The 25606-nt window shown below is 54.4% G+C and carries 21 protein-coding genes and 1 riboswitch; of the genes, 11 read left to right on the plus strand and 10 right to left on the minus strand.

What is annotated here, in order from left to right; translation table 11 throughout:
* Positions 1-13 precede the first annotated feature (13 nt).
* The 7 genes from ftsL to leuO all read right to left on the minus strand — a co-directional run bounded on the left by ftsL (position 14) and on the right by leuO (position 7087).
* The gene (ftsL, locus tag ACREYP_RS18700; RefSeq protein ID WP_008461776.1) at positions 14-376 is read right to left on the minus strand and encodes a cell division protein FtsL; all 363 of its coding nucleotides are present in this window, start codon (positions 374-376) and stop codon (positions 14-16) included.
* Positions 373-1314: a 16S rRNA (cytosine(1402)-N(4))-methyltransferase RsmH gene (gene rsmH, locus ACREYP_RS18705; protein WP_039300407.1), complete on the minus strand. Its 942-nt coding sequence runs from the start codon at positions 1312-1314 to the stop codon at positions 373-375. Before rsmH ends, ftsL begins: the two co-directional genes overlap by 4 nt.
* A gap of 2 nt (positions 1315-1316) precedes the next feature.
* Positions 1317-1775 (minus strand): division/cell wall cluster transcriptional repressor MraZ, encoded by a 459-nt coding sequence (gene mraZ, locus ACREYP_RS18710; protein WP_008461772.1) that lies wholly within the window; start codon positions 1773-1775, stop codon positions 1317-1319.
* A gap of 562 nt (positions 1776-2337) precedes the next feature.
* Positions 2338-3342: a catabolite repressor/activator gene (gene cra, locus ACREYP_RS18715; protein ID WP_008461770.1), complete on the minus strand. Its 1005-nt coding sequence runs from the start codon at positions 3340-3342 to the stop codon at positions 2338-2340.
* Between the two features lie 176 nt (positions 3343-3518).
* Entirely contained in the window at positions 3519-4010 is a 492-nt protein-coding gene (gene ilvN, locus ACREYP_RS18720) for an acetolactate synthase small subunit (RefSeq protein WP_008461768.1), read from the minus strand.
* A 2-nt stretch (positions 4011-4012) separates the two neighbouring features.
* The gene (gene ilvI / locus ACREYP_RS18725; RefSeq protein WP_336818418.1) at positions 4013-5737 is read right to left on the minus strand and encodes an acetolactate synthase 3 large subunit; all 1725 of its coding nucleotides are present in this window, start codon (positions 5735-5737) and stop codon (positions 4013-4015) included.
* Between the two features lie 405 nt (positions 5738-6142).
* Positions 6143-7087 (minus strand): transcriptional regulator LeuO, encoded by a 945-nt coding sequence (leuO, locus tag ACREYP_RS18730; protein WP_336818417.1) that lies wholly within the window; start codon positions 7085-7087, stop codon positions 6143-6145.
* A 427-nt stretch (positions 7088-7514) separates the two neighbouring features.
* On the opposite strand from leuO, the gene leuL reads away from it, so the two are divergent.
* The 5 genes from leuL (at position 7515) to leuD (ending at position 12377) form a co-directional block, all read left to right on the plus strand.
* Positions 7515-7598 carry a leu operon leader peptide gene (gene leuL, locus ACREYP_RS18735; protein ID WP_139827388.1) on the plus strand — a complete coding sequence of 28 codons (84 nt, stop codon included), beginning with the start codon at positions 7515-7517 and terminating at the stop codon, positions 7596-7598.
* 90 nt (positions 7599-7688) lie between these two features.
* Complete coding sequence (gene leuA / locus ACREYP_RS18740) at positions 7689-9266, plus strand: 2-isopropylmalate synthase (RefSeq protein ID WP_336818416.1); 1578 nt, start codon at positions 7689-7691, stop codon at positions 9264-9266.
* A complete protein-coding gene (leuB, locus tag ACREYP_RS18745; protein WP_166993533.1) occupies positions 9266-10357 on the plus strand; it encodes a 3-isopropylmalate dehydrogenase in 1092 nt (363 codons plus the stop codon). Before leuA ends, leuB begins: the two co-directional genes overlap by 1 nt.
* A gap of 2 nt (positions 10358-10359) precedes the next feature.
* Positions 10360-11760 (plus strand): 3-isopropylmalate dehydratase large subunit, encoded by a 1401-nt coding sequence (leuC, locus tag ACREYP_RS18750; RefSeq protein WP_336818415.1) that lies wholly within the window; start codon positions 10360-10362, stop codon positions 11758-11760.
* An 11-nt stretch (positions 11761-11771) separates the two neighbouring features.
* Complete coding sequence (gene leuD, locus ACREYP_RS18755; RefSeq protein ID WP_008461753.1) at positions 11772-12377, plus strand: 3-isopropylmalate dehydratase small subunit; 606 nt, start codon at positions 11772-11774, stop codon at positions 12375-12377.
* Between the two features lie 36 nt (positions 12378-12413).
* Here leuD and ACREYP_RS18760 read toward each other — a convergent pair whose 3' ends face one another.
* Both ACREYP_RS18760 and sgrT read right to left on the minus strand, forming a co-directional pair.
* Positions 12414-13592, minus strand: coding sequence for a sugar efflux transporter (locus ACREYP_RS18760; protein WP_336818414.1), 1179 nt, complete (start codon positions 13590-13592; stop codon positions 12414-12416).
* Between the two features lie 112 nt (positions 13593-13704).
* On the minus strand, positions 13705-13884 hold the full coding sequence (sgrT, locus tag ACREYP_RS18765) for a glucose uptake inhibitor SgrT (RefSeq protein ID WP_008461749.1): 180 nt from the start codon (positions 13882-13884) through the stop codon (positions 13705-13707).
* An 87-nt stretch (positions 13885-13971) separates the two neighbouring features.
* Between sgrT and sgrR the strand changes: the two genes are divergently transcribed.
* The 4 genes from sgrR (at position 13972) to thiQ (ending at position 19064) form a co-directional block, all read left to right on the plus strand.
* Entirely contained in the window at positions 13972-15630 is a 1659-nt protein-coding gene (gene sgrR / locus ACREYP_RS18770; protein WP_336818413.1) for an HTH-type transcriptional regulator SgrR, read from the plus strand.
* A 49-nt stretch (positions 15631-15679) separates the two neighbouring features.
* A riboswitch (TPP riboswitch) is annotated at positions 15680-15781 on the plus strand.
* Positions 15782-15812: 31 nt separating this feature from the next.
* Positions 15813-16796: a thiamine ABC transporter substrate binding subunit gene (gene thiB, locus ACREYP_RS18775; RefSeq protein WP_336818412.1), complete on the plus strand. Its 984-nt coding sequence runs from the start codon at positions 15813-15815 to the stop codon at positions 16794-16796.
* Entirely contained in the window at positions 16772-18382 is a 1611-nt protein-coding gene (gene thiP / locus ACREYP_RS18780) for a thiamine/thiamine pyrophosphate ABC transporter permease ThiP (protein WP_336818411.1), read from the plus strand. Before thiB ends, thiP begins: the two co-directional genes overlap by 25 nt.
* On the plus strand, positions 18366-19064 hold the full coding sequence (gene thiQ / locus ACREYP_RS18785) for a thiamine ABC transporter ATP-binding protein ThiQ (protein ID WP_498881021.1): 699 nt from the start codon (positions 18366-18368) through the stop codon (positions 19062-19064). The genes thiP and thiQ overlap by 17 nt, the downstream gene beginning before the upstream one ends.
* On the opposite strand, the gene ACREYP_RS18790 is transcribed toward thiQ, so the two are convergent.
* Positions 19061-19828: a DedA family protein gene (locus tag ACREYP_RS18790; RefSeq protein ID WP_336818409.1), complete on the minus strand. Its 768-nt coding sequence runs from the start codon at positions 19826-19828 to the stop codon at positions 19061-19063. The genes thiQ and ACREYP_RS18790 overlap by 4 nt on opposite strands.
* Positions 19829-20026: 198 nt before the next feature.
* Here ACREYP_RS18790 and polB point away from each other — a divergent pair, with 198 nt between their 5' ends.
* Both polB and rapA read left to right on the plus strand, forming a co-directional pair.
* A complete protein-coding gene (gene polB, locus ACREYP_RS18795; RefSeq protein WP_336818408.1) occupies positions 20027-22387 on the plus strand; it encodes a DNA polymerase II in 2361 nt (786 codons plus the stop codon).
* 222 nt (positions 22388-22609) lie between these two features.
* On the plus strand, positions 22610-25516 hold the full coding sequence (gene rapA / locus ACREYP_RS18800) for an RNA polymerase-associated protein RapA (protein ID WP_498881022.1): 2907 nt from the start codon (positions 22610-22612) through the stop codon (positions 25514-25516).
* Positions 25517-25606 lie beyond the last annotated feature (90 nt).

Here is a 25606-nt window from a genome sequence, read left to right on the forward strand (position 1 = left end):
GCCGCACTGTTCCTTATTGCTGAACTACGATGTTTTCCTGTGAAGGATCGACATGCTGCAGCTGCAGCTTTTCCGTCGCGATCCGTTCTACCCGGCTATGATCGCCGAGCGCATTTTCTTCAAGAATCAGGTTGCGCCATTCAATATCCAGCGCATCACGCTCGAGTACCATCTGCTCGCGCTGTGCAGTGAGCAGACGAGTATGGTGCGCCGTCGTGACCACGGAAACCGCGGTCACAATAATGGCAACGAACAAGCAAAGTGCCAGTTTCCCATGGCGCAGAAGATCGCCACCAATCACGGCAGGCAGCGCATGACGCTCGTTGCTGCCGAGCTGCGTCACTCTGCTGAGGGTTTCTGTCACCCGATTGATCATGCGTTAGTCCTCTCCGCAATCCGCAAAACAGAACTACGGGCGCGTGGATTTTCCGCCACTTCTTCTTCCCCTGGCATCAGCTTACCTAGCGCTTTCAACTGGCGGCCACCCAGCTTATTCAGCTGTGCTTCCGTCATCGGTAAACCGGCTGGGACCTGTGGCCCACGGCTGTTTTCACGCATGAAGCGTTTAACAATGCGATCTTCCAGAGAGTGGAAGCTGATGATCGATAAACGGCCACCGGGAGATAACGCCTCCAGCGAGCCATTCAGCGCTTTTTCAATTTCATCCAGCTCGCTGTTGATCCAGATCCGGATAGCCTGAAATGTTCGGGTAGCCGGGTGCTTAAACTTATCTTTAACCGGCATAGCGGCAGAGACGACGGCCGCCAGCTCTTTGGTACGCGTCATCGGCTCTTCCCGGTTACGCTCAACGATGGCGCGTGCAATGCGCTTACCAAAACGTTCTTCACCAAAGGTTTTAATAACCCAGGCAATATCAGCCTCTTCCGCCGTCATCAACCATTGAGCAGCAGATTGACCTCGCGTTGGGTCCATACGCATATCCAACGGCCCATCACGCATAAACGAGAAACCGCGTTCTGCATCATCCAGTTGAGGAGAAGAGACGCCGAGATCCAGCAAAATGCCGTCGATCTTGCCGTCCAGTTCGCGCTCACGTGCGTAATCTGCAAGCGCAGAGAATGGGCCATGAATGATGGAGAAGCGTGGGTCATCGATAGCGGCAGCCGCAGCAATCGCCTGCGGATCGCGGTCGATCGCCAGCAGCCGTCCTTGCTCACCGAGCTGGGACAGAATCAGGCGTGAATGGCCACCGCGACCAAAAGTGCCATCAATGTAGATGCCGTCGGGACGAATATTCAGGCCGTTCACGGCCTCGTCCAGCAGCACCGTAGTGTGTTTAAAATTTTCCATCATTTCTAAAGTGACAAGTCCTGCAGACGATCCGACAAGGTGTTTGTCGAACCCTGCTCAGCGTCGATATCTTCCTTGACCTGTTGATGCCAGGTCGCTTCATCCCACAGCTCAAACTTATTGAACTGGCCGACCAGCATGACTTCTTTGGTAAGCCCGGCGTGCTGCCGTAAAACGGGCGCCAACAGCAATCGCCCGGCGTTATCCATCTGACATTCACTGGCATGCCCCAATAACAGACGCTGTACGCGGCGTTCTGCGGGGTTCATGCTCGACAGACGGGCAAGCTTTTGTTCAATGATTTCCCACTCAGGAACGGTATAAAGCAGCAGGCAGGGGTGATGGATGTCGATGGTACAAACCATCTGACCTTCTGAGGTTTCGATCAGCTTTTCCCTATAACGGGTAGGCACGGCGAGCCGCCCCTTGCTGTCGAGATTGACTAACGTTGCCCCACGGAACATGCCAGCCTCACCCTTTAATGACCCATTTCACCACTTTAACCCACAAATTCCCACATAAAGGAGTTTACGGAGGGGAGGAAAACCTTGTCAAGCCAGCCAGGCCGCTTACGGGAATAAATTCCCGCGCCTAAGCGATTGATAAATGGCTGGCGTGAAAAAGCCCGCAATAGCGAGGCAAAATTAACGTTATGAATATTTGAAAGAAAAAGACCAATAAACATCAACAGCGTTAAAACGACCGAATACTTGTCTGGAGAAATATTAAGTACTCAGTTTGCGACGCGGGCGGCATTTTAAGGTATTTCAAAGCGAGTGAACAGCGCCAGATGCCCGTCTGGCGCTGGCTCTGCGCGAGGCAGAAGTAAAGAGAGGTTGCTAATGATTAATAATCCAACATTTCTTAGCTGCTGGTGTGTAACAAAATAATACAAAGAAGAGATTTATTTCTCGATGGAGATTTTTTTACCCGATTTTTCCCGCCTAATTAATTGCCTTAAAAAATAAGGGTAAATATACGGGAAAAATCTTAATTAACTTTAAGTGGCTGATAATGATCTCTTTATCAGTAACGACTTAAGCTACCCCGACGATAAAGATTGCGGCGAATTCGGGTCAACCCAGGCTTCGGCTTACGTGGCTCATCAAGGCTTGCCAGCACCAGTTCCAGTACGCGTTCGGCAACATCGCGGTGACGCTGTGCGACCGCCAATACCGGACACTGCAGGAAATCCAGCAGCTCATGATCGCCGAAGGTGGCGATCGCCAACTCCGAAGGCAGCCGCCCCTGACGGCGCAGCGTGACATCCATCACGCCCTGCAGCAGTGCGAAGGACGTTGTGTACAGCGCATCAGGCATCTCGTGAGTTTCCAGCCACTTTTCAAAAAGCTGAGCGGCAGCCTCACGCTCATAGCTGTTAGCGTAGAGATAATTGACGGTACGAGGATCGTCTTTCCAGGCAGTACGGAACCCTTGCTCACGCAGGAAACTCACGGACAGTTCAGGTAATGCACCAAGGTAAAGGATATTTTCACCAGGGAATTTCCGCAGCTCTTCAGCCAGCATTTCTGCATCGTCCTGATCGGCACCGACAACGCTGGTAAAGTGTTCACGGTCTAACGCACGGTCGAGCGCAATAATCGGGAACGAATCGTTTGCCCAACGCTGATAAAAAGGATGCTCCGGCGGCAACGAGGTAGACACTATAATGGCATCAACCTGCCGCTGCAGAAGATGTTCAATACAGCGCATTTCGTTGTCGGGTTGATCCTCAGAGCAAGCGATCAGTAACTGATAGCCGCGCTGGCGAGCCTGACGCTCAAGGTAATTTGCTATACGGGTGTAGCTGGTGTTTTCCAGGTCTGGGATCACCAGCCCAATAGAACGCGTGCGTCCTGCACGTAGCCCAGCGGCTACCGCATTAGGGTGGTAATTATGCTCGCGTACCACCGCCATGACTTTCTCAACGGTTTTATCGCTGACGCGATACTGTTTTGCTTTTCCGTTGATAACATAGCTTGCCGTGGTGCGCGACACGCCAGCCAGACGCGCGATTTCATCCAATTTCACTGTAGCCCCTTACTCTCCAGGTGATCCATACCCATGCTCTGGTTATGGTTAACGACATTCACATCTAAGCGCAGAATAATAACTCCGGCAACCGCTTTTGCAGGCGCTTGTTTTCTTATTTGCAAAAAAAAGCCCGGCAGTGATTACCGGGCATGTGAATTAGATCACATTCGGGACTAACGCATGATCTTATCGCCACGCGAAACGCCAACAATACCCGAACGGGCCACTTCGACGATTTTCGCAACATCACGGATCGTATCAAGGAACGCATTGAGTTTATCGCTGGTCCCGGCAAGCTGGACGGTGTAAAGCGTTGGCGTCACATCAATGATTTGCCCACGGAAAATTTCCGTGCTGCGCTTCACCTCTTCCCGCCCGTATCCGCTGGCCTGTACCTTCACCAGCATGATTTCACGCTCAACGTAGGCCCCCTGCCCCAGCTCACTGACGCGTAACACATCCACCAGCTTATGCAGCTGCTTCTCAATCTGTTCCAGTACCTTCTCGTCACCCACGGTTTGGATTGTCATACGAGAAAGCGTGGGATCGTCCGTAGGCGCTACGGTAAGGCTTTCAATGTTGTAACCACGCTGGGAAAACAGACCAATGACCCGGGACAGCGCACCTGATTCATTTTCCAGTAATACAGATAATATCCGGCGCATAATCAGGTTCTCTCCGTTTTGCTTAGCCACATTTCATCCATACCGCCACCGCGAATCTGCATCGGATAAACGTGTTCAGTACCGTCAACTGTGACATCGACAAAAACAAGTCGCCCGCCGCGCACGGTTTCCAGCGCTTCGGCAAGTTTGCTTTCCAGTTCTTCTGGCTTAGTGATACTAATCCCCACGTGGCCATAAGCTTCAGCCAGGCGAACAAAGTCCGGGAGCGACTCCATATAAGACTGAGAGTGGCGGCCTGAATAAATCATGTCCTGCCACTGTTTCACCATGCCGAGGTAACGGTTGTTAAGGTTCAAAACCAGAACCGACAAGCCGTACTGCAGTGCGGTAGAAAGCTCCTGGATATTCATCTGAATACTGCCATCGCCGGTGACGCAAATGACCGTTTCATCCGGCAACGCCATCTTCACGCCAAGCGCGGCAGGAAGACCAAAGCCCATCGTGCCTAAACCACCGGAATTTATCCAACGGCGTGGCTTATCGAACGGATAATAGAGCGCGGCAAACATTTGGTGCTGGCCCACATCGGAGGTGACATAAGCATCACCGTTCGTCAGGCGATAAGCGGTTTCAATAACAGCCTGCGGCTTGATAGCCTGGCTATGGCGATCGAACTCAAGGCAGTGACGAGCGCGCCACTGTCCAACCTGTTGCCACCAGTCCCGAATATCATCCCCGGATTGCTGAACGTCTTCCTGAGCAAGCAAGTCCAGCATTTGCGTCAGAGCTTGACGCGCATCCCCCACAATTGGGATATCCGCCGCAACTGTTTTGGAGATAGACGTAGGGTCGATATCAATATGCAGCACTGTTGCATTCGGGCAGTATTTAGCGAGATTGTTAGTGGTTCGGTCATCAAAGCGAACGCCAACGGCAAAGATAACGTCCGAATGATGCATCGTCATGTTGGCTTCATAGGTGCCGTGCATGCCCAGCATACCCAGCGACTGCCGATGTGTAGCCGGAAATGCACCTAGCCCCATCAGCGATGAGACAACCGGAATATTGAGCTTTTCGGCAATCGTCAACAATTCTGCCTCGCAGGCTGAATTGATCGCCCCACCGCCTACGTACATCACCGGTTTTCTAGCCGCAATCAGCGTCTGCAGGGCGCGCTTGATCTGCCCTTTGTGGCCCTGCGTCGTTGGGTTGTAAGAGCGCATACTAACGGCGTCTGGCCAGGCATACGGCAGCTTATTCAGCGGACTCATGATGTCTTTGGGTAAATCAACGACCACCGGCCCTGGGCGGCCGCTGGACGCAAGCCAGAATGCCTTTTTGATGATCCCAGGTATGTCCTCGACCTGTTTTACCAGGAAGCTATGTTTAACGACTGGTCGGGAGATACCGACCATGTCACATTCCTGAAAGGCGTCGTAACCAATCAATGAAGTTGCGACCTGCCCGGACAACACAACCATCGGAATGGAGTCCATGTAGGCGGTTGCAATGCCGGTAATAGCATTTGTAGCGCCAGGCCCTGAAGTCACCAGCACAACACCGGTTTCTCCCGTAGCACGCGCCAGGCCGTCGGCCATATGCACTGCAGCCTGTTCATGGCGTACCAGCACATGATCGATCCCACCCATAGTATGAAGCGCATCGTAAATATCGAGTACTGCGCCTCCCGGATAGCCGAATACTTGTTTTACGCCCTGATCGATTAACGACCGGACGACCATCTCGGCTCCTGACAACATCTCCATGGTTTTGCCTCCAGGCTCACGTTTTTGACGGCATGCAGAAGTCATTTCCGCACCGTCGTTGCGACAGGTTGTGTCTCTGCCTGTATCATTTTTATAGGTTTAGCCCATTAACATAACCGCTCAAGATCCGTCAGGCAATTACCCGCCAGAGCAACCTGAAGAGAAGAAATTGCACTCACCTCTATAAAAATCAGACATAGCGGAGCGATCGACTAAATAGAGAGGGTGACTAATGACGAATATGCCAAAGATGCGGGGAATCACAGTGCGTTATGTATTAATTTAGCATTATTAAGCTGTGAGGAAGAGGCCACCAGAAAATGCTAAAGTACAAAATACTGCCTTTCTAACATAAAAAAGTGGAAACGGGCTGTTCAGGCCCGAGCATCCATAATACTGGTAACGTTATTGACATAAGCTTTTTGCTATCTGATTTTTCATCCACAAATGCCCCTTTTCTTGCCCGACTGAGCCATACCAGGATAAATAACAAGTACGCTTTCTTTTGATAAAAGGCACAGGAAACACTCTTAAATTCAATTCATTAGGAACACTATCAACCAACCAGCGTGGTGCAAGTGCCACAAGCCGTGTTTGTGAAACCACATTTAATACACAGGTCATTGCCATTCCCTGATAGGCAATCGCATTTTGCTTATTCAACGTGTCATACCACGGTGAACTGAAGGAGCCATAACATTCTGGAGAAGCCACCGCATGCTGCTGATTATAGAAATCACGCGTCGTTAGCGGAGAACAAAAACCAGGGTGCTCCTGGCCAGTGACTAAAACGATTTCATCCTCAAACAGTGGGATTCTTTTAAACTCAGGCCGAGAGATTTGATCATAACAAATCAAAAAATCAACTTCCTGATAGCGTAGCTGCCGCTCAACATCCTCATTAAAAGAAGATTTAAAAATTAATTGAACGTTAGGCGCTTTATATTTCATCGTATCTAAAATACTTGACATTATTTTACTGTCTAAAGGACTGGCAACGCAAAGCGTAAACTGCCGCTTGCTCCTCAGAGGATCAAAGTCCCCTTCCGGTAGCTCATTCTGGACCATCTGTAAGGCGTCACGAATCACGTCATAAAGCTGAAAAGCTCTGGCTGTTGCTTGTATCGTCCGCCCATTGCGAACAAATAACTCATCCTTGAAGGTGGTTTTCAACCGGGACACGGCGTTGCTGACGGCTGGCTGAGACATCCCCAACAATCTGGCTGCACCGGTAATACTTTGTGCCCTCATTACCGTGTCAAAAACAGTCAGCAGGTTTAAGTCTACATTACGTAACAGAGGTCTTATTGCATCCAGAGTCTCCCGACTCTTATGTATTTTAGAATCCATTTTTACTCCAGTAATAAATAGAGTGCCTTTCCACAATGCATAAGTTTGAAATTTAATTTTAATATCTTTCTGACAAGAATTTATAACAACTCAATTAACCAGAACAGTTATTACTGAAGCAATAAAACCACTCAATAAAAACCAGTAAGTCACCGGATGGGTAATAAGAAATCTGTCAGCCCGTGAACAATACATCAGTTCTATCATATTCATAAGATGAATTATTTAAATTCAGTCTGTTCTCAGACGATATTACGCCTTTTAATCTTAATTAATATATTAAGAAAAGACATTTTCTCGGTATCTTTCACTGAGCAAACACGACGAACGCATCGGCCCAGCGATGCCACAACCGGCCTAAAGGTTGACACCTGCGTTGAGATCAAGTACCAATAAATACATCACGAAATTGCACAGGGCTTGAAACATGAATCGCACCGTCCGCCTACTTGGTCTACTACTAAACGCATCTTATTTGCGCGGTAGACTGGTGGGCGACAATCAGCGTTGATTCAAGCCTTCAGACAGAAAAAACCCGCGCCAATGCGCGGGTTTTTTTATGCTCGTCGCGAAGGCACCCAAAGAGATAAAGGACCGAACCATGAGCCAGCAAGTCATTATTTTTGATACCACATTGCGCGACGGCGAACAGGCTTTACAGGCAAGCCTGAGCGTAAAAGAGAAATTGCAGATCGCTATGGCGCTGGAACGGATGGGCGTCGACGTCATGGAAGTCGGCTTCCCTGTCTCTTCCCCCGGTGATTTCGAATCCGTACAGACTATTGCCCGCAATATCAAAAACAGCCGCGTTTGTGGCCTTGCTCGCTGCGTTGAAAAAGACATAGATGTTGCCGCTGAATCCTTAAAAGTCGCTGAAGCGTTCCGTATTCATACTTTCATCGCCACCTCTCCAATGCACATCGCCACCAAGCTGCGCAGTACGCTGGATGAAGTCATTGAGCGCGCTATTTATATGGTGAAACGCGCTCGTAACTACACCGATGACGTAGAATTTTCCTGTGAAGATGCTGGCCGCACGCCGATTGCCGACCTGGCTCGCGTAGTCGAAGCCGCGATCAACGCAGGCGCAACCACCATTAACATCCCGGATACCGTCGGCTACACCATGCCGTTTGAGTTCTCCAACATCATCACCGGTTTGTATGAGCGCGTGCCGAACATTGATAAAGCGATTATTTCCGTGCACACCCACGACGATTTGGGGCTGGCCGTAGGGAATGCCATGGCGGCAGTTCACGCGGGTGCTCGCCAGGTGGAAGGCGCAATGAACGGTATCGGTGAACGCGCGGGTAACTGCTCACTGGAAGAAGTCATCATGGCTATCAAGGTGCGCAAGGACATCATGAACCTGCACACCAATATCAATCATCAGGAAATCTGGCGCACCAGCCAGATGGTTAGCCAAATCTGCAACATGCCAATTCCGGCCAACAAAGCTATCGTCGGCACCGGCGCCTTCGCCCACTCCTCCGGTATTCACCAGGACGGCGTGCTGAAAAATCGCGAAAACTACGAAATCATGACGCCAGAATCCATCGGCCTGAATCAGGTACAGCTGAACCTGACCTCACGCTCCGGCCGGGCCGCGGTGAAGCACCGCATGGACGAGATGGGTTACAAAGAGGCTGATTACAATCTGGATAACCTGTACGACTCCTTCCTGAAGCTGGCAGATAAAAAAGGCCAGGTATTTGACTACGACCTGGAAGCATTGGCCTTCATCAACAAGCAGCAGGAAGAGCCTGAGCACTTCAGCCTGGATTATTTCAGCGTGCAGTCGGGTTCTAACGGTATCGCGACGGCATCCGTGAAGCTGGTTTGCGGCGAAGAGGTCAAAGCTGAAGCAGCAAACGGTAACGGCCCGGTGGATGCGGTCTATCAGGCAATTAACCGCATCACCGATTACAACATTGAGCTGGTGAAATACAGCTTAACCGCCAAAGGGCAAGGCAAAGACGCCCTGGGCCAGGTAGATATCGTGGTGGATTACAACGGCCGCCGCTTCCACGGCGTAGGGCTGACAACCGACATCGTCGAATCATCAGCCAAAGCCATGGTCCACGTGCTGAACAACATCTGGCGTGCCGGTGAAGTCGAAAAAGAATTGCAACGCAAAGCTCAACATCAGAATAAAGAACAAAATCAGGAAACCGTGTAATGTCGAAAAATTACCATATTGCAGTTTTGCCGGGTGACGGTATTGGCCCGGAAGTGATGGCTCAGGCCCTGAAAGTACTGGATGCAGTTCGCAATCGCTTTGATATCCGCATCAGCACCAGCTCCTATGACGTCGGTGGTGCCGCGATTGATCGCCACGGCAGCCCGCTGCCGCAGGCCACAGTCGAAGGTTGTGAGCAGGCCGATGCGATTCTGTTCGGCTCTGTAGGTGGCCCGAAATGGGAACATCTGCCGCCAGCAGAACAGCCTGAACGCGGTGCCCTGCTGCCGTTGCGTAAACATTTTAAACTCTTCAGCAACCTGCGTCCTGCGCGTCTGTATCAGGGGCTGGAAGAGTTTTGCCCGCTGCGCGCCGACATCGCAGCTAACGGCTTCGACATTCTGTGCGTTCGCGAACTGACCGGCGGGATTTACTTCGGCCAGCCGAAAGGCCGTGAAGGTAGCGGTATGCACGAGAAAGCCTTCGATACCGAGGTTTACCACCGCTTTGAGATCGAGCGCATTGCACGCATCGCCTTTGAATCTGCCCGCAAACGCCGCAGCAAAGTAACCTCCATTGATAAAGCAAACGTGCTGCAAACCTCACTGTTGTGGCGTGAAATCGTCAATGAAATCGCTAAAGAATACCCGGATGTGTCGCTGTCCCACATGTATATCGACAACGCCACTATGCAGTTAATTAAAGATCCATCGCAGTTCGACGTTCTGCTGTGCTCCAACTTGTTCGGAGACATCCTGTCCGACGAGTGCGCCATGATCACCGGATCTATGGGCATGCTGCCTTCTGCCAGCCTCAACGAACAAGGCTTTGGCTTATACGAACCTGCGGGCGGTTCAGCACCGGATATCGCCGGGAAGAACATTGCCAACCCTATCGCGCAGATCCTGTCGCTGGCGCTGCTGTTGCGCTATAGCCTGGATGCCGAGGAAGCCGCGCAGGCTATCGAAAGCGCCATTAATCGCGCGTTAGAAGAAGGCCACCGTACCGGGGATTTAGCCCGCGATGGTCACGCAGTCAGCACCGACGAAATGGGCGATATCATTGCCCGCTACATCGCTCAGGGGAAATAATCATGGCCAGGACCTTATATCAGAAGTTGTACGACGCCCACGTCGTGTATGAAGCCCCGGAAGAGACACCGCTGCTGTATATCGATCGCCACCTGGTGCATGAAGTGACTTCCCCGCAGGCCTTTGACGGATTGCGCGCCCATGGCCGCCCGGTTCGTCAGCCGGGGAAAACCTTCGCCACAATGGACCACAACGTGTCGACCCAAACTAAGGACATCAATGCCTCCGGCGAGATGGCCCGTATTCAGATGCAGGAACTGATGAAGAACTGCAAAGAGTTTGGCGTTGAGCTGTACGATCTGAACCACCCTTATCAGGGCATCGTTCACGTTATGGGGCCAGAACAAGGGATCACCCTGCCGGGCATGACCATCGTGTGCGGCGACTCCCATACTGCCACTCACGGCGCATTCGGCGCACTGGCTTTTGGGATTGGGACTTCCGAAGTTGAGCATGTCCTGGCAACGCAGACTCTGAAACAGGGTCGTGCGAAAACCATGAAAATTGAAGTCCAGGGCAAAGCGGCTCCGGGGATCACGGCCAAAGATATCGTGCTGGCTATCATCGGCAAAACCGGCAGCGCCGGCGGCACCGGTCACGTGGTTGAATTCTGCGGCGACGCTATTCGTGCCCTGAGCATGGAAGGCCGCATGACGCTGTGCAACATGGCGATCGAAATGGGGGCCAAAGCCGGGATTGTTGCGCCGGATGAAACCACCTTCAGCTATGTGAAAGGTCGTCTGCACGCCCCTAAAGGCGCGGACTGGGATGAAGCCGTCGAGTACTGGAAAACCTTCAGCACCGACGATGGCGCTAAATTTGACACCATCGTCACCATAGACGCCGCCGACATTGCACCGCAAGTGACCTGGGGAACCAACCCAGGCCAGGTGATTTCCGTCACCGATAATATTCCTGCTCCGGAGTCTTTCAGCGATCCGGTAGAACGTGCTTCGGCAGAAAAAGCGCTCGCCTATATGGGCCTGCAACCGGGTATTCCCCTGACCGCAGTGGCTATCGATAAAGTCTTTATTGGTTCCTGCACCAACTCGCGTATCGAAGACCTGCGCGCAGCAGCTGAAGTCGCCAAAGGTCGCAAAGTCGCACCAGGCGTTTTGGCCATGGTTGTGCCAGGCTCAGGTCCGGTTAAAGCTCAGGCCGAGTCTGAAGGGCTGGATAAGATCTTCATTGAAGCCGGTTTTGAGTGGCGTTTGCCTGGGTGTTCCATGTGCCTGGCCATGAACAATGACCGCCTGAATCCAGGCGAGCGTTGCGCCTCCACCAGCAACCGTAACTTCGAAGGTCGTCAGGGACGTGGCGGGCGTACTCATCTGGTCAGCCCGGCGATGGCAGCCGCCGCCGCTGTTTCCGGTCATTTTGCCGATATTCGTACACTGAAATAAGGGGAACTACCATGGCAGAGAAATTTATCCAACATACCGGCCTGGTCGTTCCGCTGGACGCGGCGAACGTCGATACCGATGCCATTATCCCGAAGCAGTTTTTGCAGAAGGTCACCCGCACCGGTTTTGGCGCCCACCTGTTTAACGACTGGCGTTTTCTGGACGATGCCGGGCAAGTGCCTAACCCGGAGTTCGTGCTGAACTACCCGGAATTTAAAGGCGCCTCTATTTTGCTGGCGCGTGAAAACTTCGGCTGCGGCTCTTCGCGCGAGCACGCCCCGTGGGCATTAACCGACTACGGTTTCAAAGTGGTCATTGCGCCAAGCTTCGCGGACATCTTCTATGGCAACTCGTTTAACAACCAGCTGTTGCCGGTTATCTTGAGCGATGAGCAGGTTGATGAGCTGTTCAAGCTGGTCGATGCCCAGCCCGGCATTAAGTTTGTCGTCGACCTTGAAGCCCAGACGGTTCAGGCGGGTGAGAAAAGCTATTCGTTCGAGCTGGATAGCTTCCGCCGTCACTGTATGTTGAACGGCCTGGACAGCATCGGCCTGACGCTGCAGCACGAAGCCGCTATTTCTGGCTACGAGCAAAAACTGCCAGCGTTTATGCGGTAATTCATTTTCCCCTCTCACTCATGAGAGGGGAAAATTTTAAACGTTCTTAACCCGGCTAGTCAGGAACAGCGCAACCACCGCCAGCACCGCCATCAGCCAGTAAACAGAATAGTGACCAAAACCTTCCGCCAACGCGCCCTGCAGTATCCCAGCCAGAATCACGCCCGTTGAAATACTGTTGGTGAATAGCGTCGTTGCAGAGCCCGGTCTTCCAGGCATCAAATCCTGGAACCACAGCATGCCTATCCCCGCAATGATCCCGATAAACACCGCATTAAACAGCTGTAAGATCACCAATGCCGTTTTAGAGTGGAACAGAATCAGCCCAACATAAAACAGGATGCCAGCAACAACCGCCGCCACCATCATGTTACGTTTTCCAAAGCGTTTCACGTAGTAGCCGGCGAGGATCATCGCGGGGATCTCAATCCCTGCAGCCGTGCCCATTAATAACCCCGCCAGCTCATCCGGCAGCCCAAGATCATGGCTTATCCACAGCGGCATATCGATGATGTACATGGTGTTGCAGGTCCACATCAGCATCGAAGCGATAAAGAGCATCCGCACGTTACTGTCTTTCCAGCCGCTGACCTGCGTTATTGCCACCTCTGCGGGCTGCTCAACTCTCGGCACGGAAGGCAGCGCGAAAATAATCAGCGCCAGTGAAATAACGAATATCCCGGCAGCGATAAGAAACATCGTGGTAAAGCCATATTTCAGCGCCAGCATAAAAGAGAGTGGCGGCCCGATAACCCACGCCAGAGAAAGCTGCGCCCGCATGATCGAGCTGAACATCACCACTTCGCGGGCAGAACGGTCGGCGTACTCACGCGCCAGGGCAAAAATCTGCGGCATGGCGGTATTGGCTATTGAGGCAAACATCACGCCAAGCGTAATCAGCGTCAGATAATGACGATTAAAGGCAAACAGAACGCAGTTTGCCACCGCCATCGCGCAGCAAACCATAATCAGTTTTCGCCGGTCGCCCCGACTGTCCGACCTTTTGGCCAACAGCAAACTGACGCCAATCCCGGCAATCGCGTTAACGGTGTAAAACAGGCCGACCCAAAACGGCCTCACTTCGACTTCTCGAGTTAAAAACAGGCTAAGCGTCGGTGCCTGCAACGCCCCGGCCACGCCAATCATAAAAGAGACGGCCATGAAGGCAGCGTAAACAGGGTTAAAACGGCGTGCGCGGGTCAAAAACCAGAGCATGGAATGTCCTTAAAAGGAGATGTCGTCAGAGGTATTTGTTAAATGCATAAAGATTAAACGAAAAAAGCCAGCAGTAAACAGCTGCTGGCCGGTGAAAAGCACCAATACTCAGTCACACATGAGTCGGCGCGTTGGCGTTCTCGGGCATCGGGGTTGTAACCTCCCACTGCATCAAGTCTTCGAGCATCCTTAGTCTTTGCTCCACCGTCAGGCGAGCCAGCCATCCAGAGCAAACAAACTGTGTTGCGGCAAAGTACTGTTGGAAAAACTTCGCAGGTGATGACCGCTTCATAAACACCTCCTCGCTTCATCGGGAATCATTATTGACGTAATATAGGGAGAGTTAAATTGATGAGTTTCCGCCAGGAGTTCCTCTTTTATGTCTTCGTCACGCCTGCAACAACAATTCATCCGCCTGTGGCAATGCTGCGAAGGCAAACCTCAGGAAACCACGCTGAATGATTTAGCAGATTTGCTGAGCTGTTCCCGCCGCCATATGCGTACGCTGCTTAATGCGATGCAGGAAAAGGGCTGGCTAAGCTGGCAGGCGGAAGCCGGACGAGGCAAGCGCTCGCAGCTCACTTTCCTCTATACCGGGCTGGCGCTTCAGCAGCAGCGGGCGGAAGATCTGCTGGAGCAGGATCGCATCGATCAGCTGGTTCAAATCGTCGGCGACAAAGCCGCTGTCCGCCAGATGCTGATTTCTCATCTTGGCCGCAGCTTTCGCCAGGGTCGACACATTCTGCGTGTCCTTTACTATCGCCCGCTGCTAAATCTGCTGCCCGGCTCGGCGCTTAGGCGCTCCGAAACCCACATCGCCCGCCAGATTTTTAGCGGCCTGACGCGAATAAATGAGGAAAATGGGGAACTCGAAGCGGACATTGCTCACCACTGGCAGCAAATTTCCCCTTTACGCTGGCGCTTCTTCCTGCGCCCAGGCATCCATTTCCATCACGGTCGCGAGCTGGACATGCTCGATATCATCTCTTCCCTGCAGCGCATCAACGCCCTGCCGCTTTTTACCCATATCACGCAAATCACCTCGCCGACTATCTGGACACTGGATATCCACCTTAGTCAGCCGGATGACTGGCTGCCGTGGCTGTTGGGCAGCGTGAACGCCATGATCCTGCCGCGCGAATGGACAACGATGACAAATTTCGCCAGCCAGCCCATCGGCACGGGCCCCTATTCCGTGGCTCGGAACAACCGCAACCAGCTGAAGATCCACGCCTTTGATGATTACTTTGGCTTCCGGGCACTCATTGACGAGGTCAACTTTTGGGTACTACCGGAAGTTGGCGAGGAGTCCAGCTGCGGCGTGCAGCTCCAGGGCATGCCGGACAGCGAAAAAGCCGTGGAAAGCCGCCCGGAAGAAGGTTGCTACTATCTGCTGTTCGACAGCCGATCCAGCCTTGGCGTTGACGAAAGCGTGCGCCAGTGGATTGGGCATATTCTCTCCCCGGTTAACCTTATCTACCGCGCTACAGAGCAGTATCAGCAGTACTGGTTCCCGGCTTATGGTTTGCTCCCCCGCTGGCACCATTCGAGGCCCGGGCCGTTGCTCCCTAAACCTGCCGGCCTGGAGAGCATAACGCTCACCTACTACCGCGACCACGTAGAGCACCGGGTGATCAGTAGCATCATGACCGAATTACTGGCAGAGCAGGGCGTGAAGCTGGTTGTGCAGGAGATAGACTATGCTGAGTGGCATCAGGGCGAGGCCGAAAGCGACATCTGGCTGAACAGCGTGAACTTCACCATGCCGCTGGAATACTCTCTGTTTGCCCAGCTTTACGAAGTCCCGCTGATTCAAAAATGCATCCCTGGCGACTGGCAGGGCGATGCCCGTCGCTGGCACAGCAAAACGCTGGCCCTGCCTGAGTGGTGCAAGCAAATGCTGGAGCGCAATGACGTTATCCCATTGATTCACCACTGGTTGCGCATTGAAGGCCAGCGCAGTATGCGTGGGGTGAGGATGAACACGCTAGGCTGGTTTGATTTCAAATCAGCCTGGTTTGCCCCACCGGGCCCATAACGCTTTCGTAACATGACTTCCGTAACCCAAAGGAAATCAGTAGAATCCTCCCTGCTCAACGGGGTGCCAGGACAGTTTGTCCGCGCTGAGATAATACCCGTCGAACCTGATCCGGATAACGCCGGCGAAGGGATTTGAGACACTCAACTCAATTCCTTTGCCCCCTTTTACTGAGGTGCAAAGTGTTCAAAAAATTTCTGCCGCTGCTGGCGCTGGCCGCCATGCCCGTTTTCGCTAAACCTGTATTAACCGTTTACACCTACGACTCGTTCGCCGCCGACTGGGGCCCTGGCCCGGCGGTGAAAAAAGCCTTTGAGGCCGACTGTAACTGCGAGCTGAAATTTGTGGCACTGGAAGACGGCGTTTCTCTGCTGAACCGCGTGCGCATGGAAGGCAAGAACAGCAAAGCGGATGTCGTGCTGGGGCTGGACAACAACCTGGTAGAGGCCGCCACGCAAACCAAACTGTTTGCGCCTTCTAATATTGAAAGCGGCGTCCTTCAGGTGCCAGGCGGCTGGAAGAACAGCACCTTCGTGCCTTACGATTACGGCTACTTTGCTTTTGTATACGACAAGAACAAGCTAAAAACCCCGCCAAAAAGCCTGAAAGAGCTGGTTGAAAGCGATCAAAAATGGAAGGTCATTTACGAAGATCCGCGCACCAGCACTCCAGGGCTTGGCCTGCTGCTGTGGATGCAAAAAGTGTACGGCGACAAAGCCCCGGAAGCCTGGCAAAAGCTGGCGAAAAAAACCGTCACCGTCACCAAAGGCTGGAGCGAAGCTTACGGCTTGTTCCTGAAAGGGGAAGCCGACCTGGTACTGAGCTACACCACCTCCCCGGCCTACCACATCATCGAAGAGAAGAAAGACAACTACGCCGCCGCGGACTTTAGCGAAGGACATTACCTGCAGGTTGAAATTGCAGGCCGGCTGGCGAACAGCAAGCAGCCTGAACTCGCCGAGAAATTTATCAAATTCATCACCACGTCAGGTTTCCAGAACACCATTGCTACCGGCAACTGGATGTATCCGGTGACCAACGTGGCATTACCTGCGGGCTTCGACAGCCTGGTGAAGCCGCAAACCACGCTGGAATTTCTCCCTCAGCAGGTGGCCACCCAGCGCGCAGAATGGATCAATGAATGGCAACGCGCCGTCAGCCGCTAATACCAGGCTGGCTGTATCCAGGGCTCTTTGCCGCAACGCTGGTCGTGGCGGTAGCCCTGGCGGCTTTTCTGGCGCTGTGGCTTAACGCTCCGCAGACGGATGTCTTTGCCATATTGCGGGACGACTATCTTTGGCACGTCCTGCGCTTTTCCTTCTGGCAGGCCTTTCTTTCCGCCGCACTTTCCGTTTTCCCGGCCATCTTTTTAGCCCGCGCGCTCTACCGCCGCCGCTTTCCTGGCCGACTGGCGCTGCTGAGGCTGTGCGCCATGACGCTGGTGCTACCTGTGCTGGTCGCCGTTTTTGGTATTCTTTCCGTTTATGGGCGAGAAGGCTGGCTGGCCACGCTCTGCGGCTGGCTGGACGTTGAATGGCACTTTTCCCCTTATGGCCTGCAGGGCATTCTGCTGGCGCACGTCTTCTTTAATATGCCGATGGCGACTCGTCTTCTGCTGCAGGCGCTGAACAATATCCCTTCGGAACAGCGTCAGCTGGCGGCACAGCTGGGGATGCAGGGCTGGCATTTCTTCCGTTTCGTCGAGTGGCCCTGGCTGCGCCGCCAGCTACTCCCGGTTGGCGCCCTGATTTTTATGCTTTGCTTCGCCAGCTTCGCCACCGTGCTTTCTCTGGGCGGCGGCCCGCAGGCAACCACCATCGAGCTGGCCATTTTTCAGGCATTAAGCTACGACTACGATCCCGCCAAAGCGGCATTGCTGGCTCTGCTGCAAATGGCGTGCTGCCTTGGCCTGGTGTTATTGAGTCAGAAGTTAAGCAAGGCGATTCCCGTCGGCGTCAGCCAGCTTCAGGGCTGGCGCGATCCACAGGATTCTCTGCGCCGAAAACTTAGTGATGGCCTGCTTATTGTGCTCGCCCTGCTGCTGCTTCTCCCACCGCTGCTAGCGGTGATGGTCGATGGGATTAACGGCAGCATGGGCAGCGTGCTGCGGCAGCCAGCGCTCTGGAACGCGCTCTGGACTTCACTGAGAATTGCCATTGCCGCCGGGCTTGTCAGCGTGACGCTGACGCTGATGCTGCTTTGGAGTTCGCGTGAACTTCGGCTGCGTAACCAACGCTTCGCCGGGCAGGCCATTGAACTTAGCGGTATGTTGATTCTGGCGATGCCGGGCATCGTCCTCGCCACCGGCTTCTTCTTGCTGCTAAACAATACCGTGGGCCTGCCGCAATCCGCCGACGGCATTGTTATTTTTACCAATGCGCTGATGGCGATTCCTTACGCTTTAAAGGTGCTCGAAAACCCCATGCGAGACGTGGCGGAACGCTACTCTCAGCTTTGCCAGTCGCTGGATATCAGCGGCTTTAATCGCCTGCGATTTATTGAGTTAAAAGCGCTGAAACGCCCAATAGCCCAGGCGCTGGCCTTTGCCTGCGTCCTGTCGATTGGCGATTTCGGCGTGGTGGCGCTGTTCGGTAATGAAGATTTCCGCACGCTGCCCTTCTGGCTGTATCAGCAGATCGGCTCTTACCGCAGCCAGGACGGCGCAGTCACAGCGCTGCTCCTGCTGCTGCTTTGTTTTCTGCTGTTTACCTTGATTGAAAAACTTCCGGGGCAAGATGCTAACTCTGACTGATGTAACCTGGCTGTATCAGCACTTACCCATGCGCTTTTCCCTGAAGGTTGCGGCGGGGGAACGAATCGCCATCCTGGGGCCAAGCGGGGCGGGGAAAAGTACGTTACTGAGCCTGGTCGCCGGGTTCCTGGCGCCTGCCAGCGGCAGCATCGTCATCGACGGCGTGGATCACACCCGGACACCGCCTTCAGCTCGCCCGGTTTCCATGCTTTTCCAGGAAAATAATCTGTTTAGCCATTTGACCGTCCGGCAAAATATCGCCCTGGGCATGCATCCGGGAATGAAACTTGATGAAGCCCAGAAGCTGCGGTTGCAGGAAATAACGGAACGCGTGGGGTTAACTGACATGCTGGACCGTCTGCCGTCTCAGCTTTCCGGCGGACAGCGGCAGCGCGTCGCCCTGGCCCGCTGCCTGGTTCGTCAGCAGCCCGTTTTACTGCTGGACGAACCTTTCTCAGCGCTCGATCCGGCACTGCGCAAAGAGATGCTACAGCTGCTCGACGAGCTGTGCCGGGAGCAACGGCTGGCGCTGCTGATGGTCTCCCACAGTATTGAAGATGCCGCCCGCATCGCCAGCCGTAGCATCGTGATAAAAGACGGGCGCATTGCATGGGACGGCGAAACGGGCAGGTTGCTCAGCGGCGAGGCAAGCGCCTCCGCACTGTTAGGGATCGGTAGTTAGTGCGACAGCACCTTCCGCAGGATATCCCAGTAAACCGGCATCAAGGGATGCTGCAGCAAGGCGGCAAAACTGCCAATGCCCGCCACCAGCATCAACGGAGCCAGCCAGTTTAGTCGGGCCTGCGATAGATAGCTGGCCAGGCGATCTGAGCCACGCTTACCGCTGCGATACCAACGCCAGCACAGCCATGCAGCCAGCCAAAGCAGTAAAGCCACCGCCAAAAGCAGCCACTTGAAGCTGGCGCTTTTCATGTCCGCAGGAATATCTATGGCCGCTCCGGCAAGGATCCCCGGCAGAAAATAGAGCGGCGGCCAGAGCAGGCAGCCGATGATATTCGGCAGCAAAAACTTCGCCAGCGGTAAATCCAGCATCCCAGCAACCATCGGCACCAGCGGGCGCGTAGGGCCAACAAAGCGCCCCACCAGGATCGTAAACATGCTGTGCTGATGCAGCGCGTGTTCGGTTTTATCCAGCAGAGCTTTATTCTTCTTCATAAATGACCAGCGGTGCAGCGGCCCTTTGAAACGCTGCCCAAGCCAGAACGAGATCCAGTCCCCCAGCAGACAGCCGACGATCCCGGCGCCCCAGGCATAATAGAAATTCACCTGGCCACTGCCGATCAGCGCCCCCAGTCCGGCCATCATTACCGTGCCCGGCAGGATCAGTCCGACCAGCGCCAGCGACTCAAAAAAGGCCACCAGCATCACCGCGATAAGCGAATATGCAACTGACTGTGTAATAAAGTGTTCCAGTAAGGCTTCCATAGGCTTTCCGTCGATGAGCGAGCGGGCGATTCTCCAGAATTAACGTGACAGGCGTCAAGGTCTCATTTCTATGAATAAAGAATAGACGGTAAAGTTCCGGACAATTCGCACACCCGGCCAACAACACTGTATATAAATGCAGTAAGTAACGGTTGTTTGCGCTATAATCGAAACACTTTTCCTGAGAGAGAATGCAGCGTGTCTCAAGCTCGTCAGGGGTTTCTGCTGACCAGGCACTGGCGAGACACCCCGCGCGGTACCGAAGTCGATTTCTGGCTGGCCACGGACGATGGCCCGCTTAAGGTGCGCCTGCCGCCGCAGGAATCCGTCGCTTTTATTCCCCAGGCGCAGTTAGCCCAGGCGCAGCGTTTGCTAGCCGGTGAAAACCAATTCCGCCTTACGCCGCTTGAACTCAAAGACTTCCATCACCAGCCGGTGGCGGGCCTGTATTGCCAGCAGCACCGCCAGTTAATGCGGCTGGAGAAACTGCTCCGCGACGGCGGCGTGACGGTCTATGAGGCGGATATTCGCCCCCCGGAGCGCTTCCTGATGGAACGCTTTATTACCGCGCCGGTCTGGTTTAGCGGCCATCCTCAGGGCGAAGTGCTGCTGGATACCCGCCTGAAGCCCGCCCCGGAATACCGCCCGCCGTTGAAATGGGTCTCGCTGGATATCGAAACGAATCGACACGGCGAGCTGTACTGCATCGGCCTGGAAGGCTGCGGGCAGCGCCACGTCTATATGCTGGGGCCTGAAAACGGCGATGCTGCGGGCCAGGACTTTACGCTGGAATATGTCGCCAGCCGCCCTTTGCTGCTGGAGAAGCTGAATAGCTGGTTTGCCGAGCACGATCCCGACGTCCTGATCGGCTGGAACGTCGTGCAGTTTGACCTGCGCGTGCTGCAAAAAATGGCCGAACGCTACCAGGTTCCGCTCCGTCTGGGCAGGGGTAACAGCCTGCTAGAATGGCGTGAGCACGGCTTTAAGCAGGGCGTTTTCTTTGCCCAGCTTGCGGGCCGGGTGATTATCGACGGCATCGAAGCGCTAAAATCGGCGTTCTGGAATTTCTCTTCGTTTTCGCTGGAAGCGGTCTCCCGTGAACTTCTGGGTGAAGGGAAGTCGATTGATAATCCCTGGGATCGTATGGATGAGATCGACCGCCGCTTTGCCGAAGACAAACCCGCGCTGGCTACCTATAACCTCAAAGACTGCGAGCTGGTCACGCGTATTTTCCACAAGACTGAGCTGATGCCTTTCCTGCTGGAGCGGGCGACGGTCAACGGGCTCCCGCTGGATAAACACGGCGGCTCGGTAGCGGCTTTCAGCCACCTTTATTTCCCGCGTATGCATCGTGCAGGCTATGTCGCCCCCAATCTGGGCGAGGTTCCGCCGCAGGCAAGCCCCGGCGGCTATGTGATGGATTCCAGTCCTGGACTCTATGACTCGGTGCTGGTGCTCGATTATAAAAGCCTGTATCCGTCGATTATCCGTACCTTCTTAATCGATCCGGTCGGCCTCGTCGAAGGTACAGCCCAGCCGGACGTGACGCACTCCGTTGAAGGGTTTATTGGCGGCTGGTTCTCCCGCGACAAACACTGCCTGCCCGAGATCGTGAGCCAGATCTGGCATGGCCGGGACGAGGCAAAACGCCACGGCAACAAGCCGCTCTCCCAGGCGCTCAAGATCATCATGAATGCTTTTTACGGCGTGCTGGGTACCAGTGCCTGTCGCTTTTTCGATCCCCGCCTTGCTTCGTCGATCACCATGCGCGGTCACGAGATCATGCGCCAGACAAAAGCGCTGATTGAATCCCAGGGCTATGACGTTATCTACGGCGATACGGATTCAACCTTTGTCTGGCTGAAACAGGCCCGCAGCGAAAAGGACGCCGCACAAATTGGCAGGAAGCTGGTTGAACACGTAAACGGCTGGTGGCGCGAACACCTGAAAACGACGCAGAGCCTGGAATGCGCCCTGGAGCTGGAGTACGAAACGCACTTCTGCCGCTTCCTGATGCCCACCATCCGGGGAACGGACCAGGGCAGCAAAAAGCGCTACGCCGGGCTTATTCAGGAGGGCGACGAACAGCGCATGGTATTTAAAGGGCTTGAAACAGTGCGCACCGACTGGACGCCCCTCGCCCAACAGTTCCAGCAAACGCTCTATTGGCGAATTTTCCGCGGCGAGCCCTATCAGGACTACATCCGTGAGACCATTGCCAGCCTGATGTCGGGCGAGCTGGATTCACAGCTGATCTATCGCAAACGCCTGCGTCGCCCGTTAAGCGAGTACCAGAAAAACGTGCCGCCTCACGTTCGTGCGGCCAGGCTTGCCGATGAACATAACCAACGTCTGGGCAGGCCGGCGCAATACCAGAATCGCGGCACGATAAAATATGTCATGACCCTGAGCGGCCCGGAGCCGGTTGATTATCAGCAATCTCCGCTGGATTATGACCACTACCTGACTCGCCAGCTGCAGCCCGTCGCCGAGGGGATTTTGCCCTTCCTTGAGGACGACTTTGCTACACTGATGACGGGGCAGATGGGGCTATTTTAAAAACCCTCTACATAACTCAGCTTACGGCGAGGCGCTAAGAGCGCGCAGCCAGCGCCGCCGTAATTTGAAGCATGACGAGTGCGTGACGAATCCGTTGCCATCCAGTACCATAGCGCCCTTTCTTCGAATCCTTAGACCCAATTTTAAACAACTGCGCCGCCTGTGCGCGGTTGCCATGCTATTGCCTGCAAATTTAAGTCACTGAAATAGAGCCGAAAACTTATGCCTTTTACACTTGGTCAACGTTGGATCAGCGATACCGAAAGCGAACTGGGACTGGGAACCGTGGTGGCGCTGGATGCGCGTATGGTTACCCTGCTCTTCCCGGCAACGGGTGAAAATCGTCTGTACGCCAGAAATGACTCCCCGATCACCCGCGTGATGTTTAACCCAGGCGATGTGATTACCAGCCATGAAGGCTGGCAGCTGAAAGTTGATGAAGTTAAGGAAGAAAAGGGTTTACTCGCCTACCTCGGCACCCGTCTCGATACCGAAGAGTCTGACGTCCTGCTGCGCGAAGTGTTTCTCGACAGCAAATTGGTCTTCAGCAAACCACAGGATCGCCTGTTTGCCGGGCAAATCGACCGTATGGACCGCTTTGCGCTGCGTTTCCGCGCCCGCAAATATCAGAGCGAACAGTCGCGCCAGATTTGGAGCGGCCTGCGCGGGATGCGCACCAGCCTGATCCCTCACCAGCTAAACATCGCTCATGATGTTGGCCGCCGCCATGCGCCGCGCGTATTGCTCGCGGATGAGGTTGGCCTGGGTAAAACCATTGAAGCCGGGATGATCATCCACCAGCAACTGCTGGCCGGTAGCGCCGAGCGCGTGCTGATTGTGGTGCCGGAAACACTGCAGCATCAGTGGCTGGTCGAAATGCTGCGCCGCTTTAACCTGCGCTTCGCGCTGTTTGACGATGAACGTTACGCGGAAGCCCAGCACGACAGCAGCAACCCGTTTGACACCGAACAATTGGTCATTTGCTCGCTGGACTTCGTGCGCCGCAATAAACAGCGCCTGGAAAACCTCTGTGAAGCGGAGTGGGATCTGCTGGTTGTCGATGAAGCTCACCATCTGGTGTGGAGCGAAGATGCGCCCAGCCGTGAATACCAGGCCATTGAACAGCTGGCCGAACATGTTCCTGGCGTCCTGTTGCTGACCGCCACGCCTGAACAGCTGGGCATGGAAAGCCACTTCGCGCGCTTACGCCTGCTGGACCCAAATCGCTTCCATGATTTCGCCATGTTCGTCGACGAGCAGCAGAATTACCGCCCGGTTGCAGACGCCGTCGCCTTGCTGCTGGCAGGAGATCGCTTGACCGATGAGCAGCTGAATACCATGGGTGAGCTGATTGGCGAGCAGGATATCGAGCCACTGCTGCAAACCGCCAACAGCGATCGCGAAGGCAGTGAAGCCGCGCGCCAGGAGTTGGTTTCCATGCTGATGGACAGACACGGCACCAGCCGCGTGCTGTTCCGTAACACCCGTAACGGCGTGAAAGGTTTCCCGAAACGCGAACTGCACACCATTCGCCTGCCGCTGCCAACCCAGTACCAGACGGCGATTAAAGTCTCCGGTATTATGGCCGCGCGTAAGTCCGTGGAGGATCGCGCCCGGGATATGCTGTATCCGGAGCAGATTTATCAGGAGTTCGAAGGCGACACCGGCACCTGGTGGAACTTCGACCCACGCGTTGAATGGCTGATGGGCTACCTGACCAGCCACCGTTCGCAGAAAGTGCTGGTGATCTGCGCCAAGGCCGCGACGGCACTCCAGCTTGAGCAGGTTCTGCGTGAGCGCGAAGGCATCCGCGCAGCCGTCTTCCATGAAGGCATGTCCATCATCGAACGAGACCGCGCTGCAGCCTGGTTTGCGGAAGAAGATACCGGCGCTCAGGTCCTGCTGTGCTCAGAGATTGGCTCAGAAGGCCGTAACTTCCAGTTCGCCAGTCAGCTGGTGATGTTTGACCTGCCGTTTAACCCGGACCTGCTGGAGCAGCGTATTGGCCGTCTCGACCGTATTGGCCAGGCGCACGACATCCAGATCCACGTTCCGTACCTGGAAAAAACCGCTCAGTCGGTCCTGGTGGACTGGTACCATGCTGGCCTGGATGCCTTCGAACACACCTGCCCGACCGGCCGCACCATTTATGACAACGTCTATCCGCAGTTGATCGAATATCTCGCGGCACCGGAAAATACCGAAGGCTTTGACGCGCTGATCAAGCAGTGCCGCGAGCAGCACGATGCCCTGAAGCAGCAGCTTGAGCAGGGCCGCGACCGTCTGCTGGAAATTCATTCCAACGGCGGTGAAAAAGCGCAGGCGCTGGCAGAAGCCATTTCCGAGCAAGATAACGACACTAACCTCGTTAGCTTTGCCATGAACCTGTTTGATATCGTCGGCATTAACCAGGACGATCGCGGCGACAACATGGTCGTCATTACTCCGTCCGACCATATGCTGGTCCCTGACTTCCCGGGCCTGCCGGAAGACGGCTGCACAATCACCTTCGAGCGTGACGTCGCCTTGTCCCGCGAAGACGCGCAGTTTGTGACCTGGGAACACCCGATCATCCGCAACGGCCTGGATTTGATCCTGTCAGGCGATACCGGTAGCTGTGCCCTGTCTCTGCTGAAAAACAAAGCGCTGCCGGTGGGTACGCTGCTGCTGGAGCTGGTTTACGTTGTTGAGGCCAAAGCGCCTAAACAGCTGCAGCTCAATCGCTTCCTGCCGCCGACGCCGGTGCGCATGCTGGTGGATAAGAACGGCACCAACCTCGCGGCGCAGGTGGAGTTTGAAAGCTTCAACCGCCAGCTCAGCGCGGTTAACCGCCATACCGGCAGCAAACTGGTGAATGCGGTGCAGTCCGACGTGCACGCTATTCTGCAGGTGGCGGAAGAAAAAGTTGCCGATGCGGCACAGGCGCTGATCGACGCAGCTCGTGAAGAAGCCGATGAGAAGCTGAGCGCTGAGCTGTCCCGTCTGGAAGCGTTGAAAGCCGTTAACCCAAACATTCGTGACGACGAGCTTGCAGCTATCGAAACCAATCGCCAGCAGGTGATGGAAGCGCTGAGCCAGGCTAACTGGCGTCTTGATGCCCTGCGTTTGATCGTTGTGACGCACCAGTAAATATGCGTCGCTTTACTCAAATCATTCGAGTTGCAGCAAGGCGGCAAAAGAGAGAATTCCCAGGAGCTGACTAAAGTCAGTGACTGGGAT

Origin of the sequence: Enterobacter sp. TMH.L2 (assembly GCF_050847315.1) — a bacterium.
Lineage (GTDB): Bacteria > Pseudomonadota > Gammaproteobacteria > Enterobacterales > Enterobacteriaceae > Cedecea.

Coding starts and splice junctions, on each gene's coding strand:
- ftsL (WP_008461776.1), bottom strand. CDS start 376: ATGATCAATCGGGTGACAGAAACCCTCAGCAGAGTGACGCAGCTCGGC.
- rsmH (WP_039300407.1), bottom strand. CDS start 1,314: ATGATGGAAAATTTTAAACACACTACGGTGCTGCTGGACGAGGCCGTG.
- mraZ (WP_008461772.1), bottom strand. CDS start 1,775: ATGTTCCGTGGGGCAACGTTAGTCAATCTCGACAGCAAGGGGCGGCTC.
- ilvN (WP_008461768.1), bottom strand. CDS start 4,010: ATGCGCCGGATATTATCTGTATTACTGGAAAATGAATCAGGTGCGCTG.
- ilvI (WP_336818418.1), bottom strand. CDS start 5,737: ATGGAGATGTTGTCAGGAGCCGAGATGGTCGTCCGGTCGTTAATCGAT.
- leuO (WP_336818417.1), bottom strand. CDS start 7,087: ATGGATTCTAAAATACATAAGAGTCGGGAGACTCTGGATGCAATAAGA.
- leuL (WP_139827388.1), top strand. CDS start 7,515: ATGAATCGCACCGTCCGCCTACTTGGTCTACTACTAAACGCATCTTAT.
- leuA (WP_336818416.1), top strand. CDS start 7,689: ATGAGCCAGCAAGTCATTATTTTTGATACCACATTGCGCGACGGCGAA.
- leuB (WP_166993533.1), top strand. CDS start 9,266: ATGTCGAAAAATTACCATATTGCAGTTTTGCCGGGTGACGGTATTGGC.
- leuC (WP_336818415.1), top strand. CDS start 10,360: ATGGCCAGGACCTTATATCAGAAGTTGTACGACGCCCACGTCGTGTAT.
- leuD (WP_008461753.1), top strand. CDS start 11,772: ATGGCAGAGAAATTTATCCAACATACCGGCCTGGTCGTTCCGCTGGAC.
- ACREYP_RS18760 (WP_336818414.1), bottom strand. CDS start 13,592: ATGCTCTGGTTTTTGACCCGCGCACGCCGTTTTAACCCTGTTTACGCT.
- sgrT (WP_008461749.1), bottom strand. CDS start 13,884: ATGAAGCGGTCATCACCTGCGAAGTTTTTCCAACAGTACTTTGCCGCA.
- sgrR (WP_336818413.1), top strand. CDS start 13,972: ATGTCTTCGTCACGCCTGCAACAACAATTCATCCGCCTGTGGCAATGC.
- thiP (WP_336818411.1), top strand. CDS start 16,772: ATGGCAACGCGCCGTCAGCCGCTAATACCAGGCTGGCTGTATCCAGGG.
- thiQ (WP_498881021.1), top strand. CDS start 18,366: ATGCTAACTCTGACTGATGTAACCTGGCTGTATCAGCACTTACCCATG.
- ACREYP_RS18790 (WP_336818409.1), bottom strand. CDS start 19,828: ATGGAAGCCTTACTGGAACACTTTATTACACAGTCAGTTGCATATTCG.
- rapA (WP_498881022.1), top strand. CDS start 22,610: ATGCCTTTTACACTTGGTCAACGTTGGATCAGCGATACCGAAAGCGAA.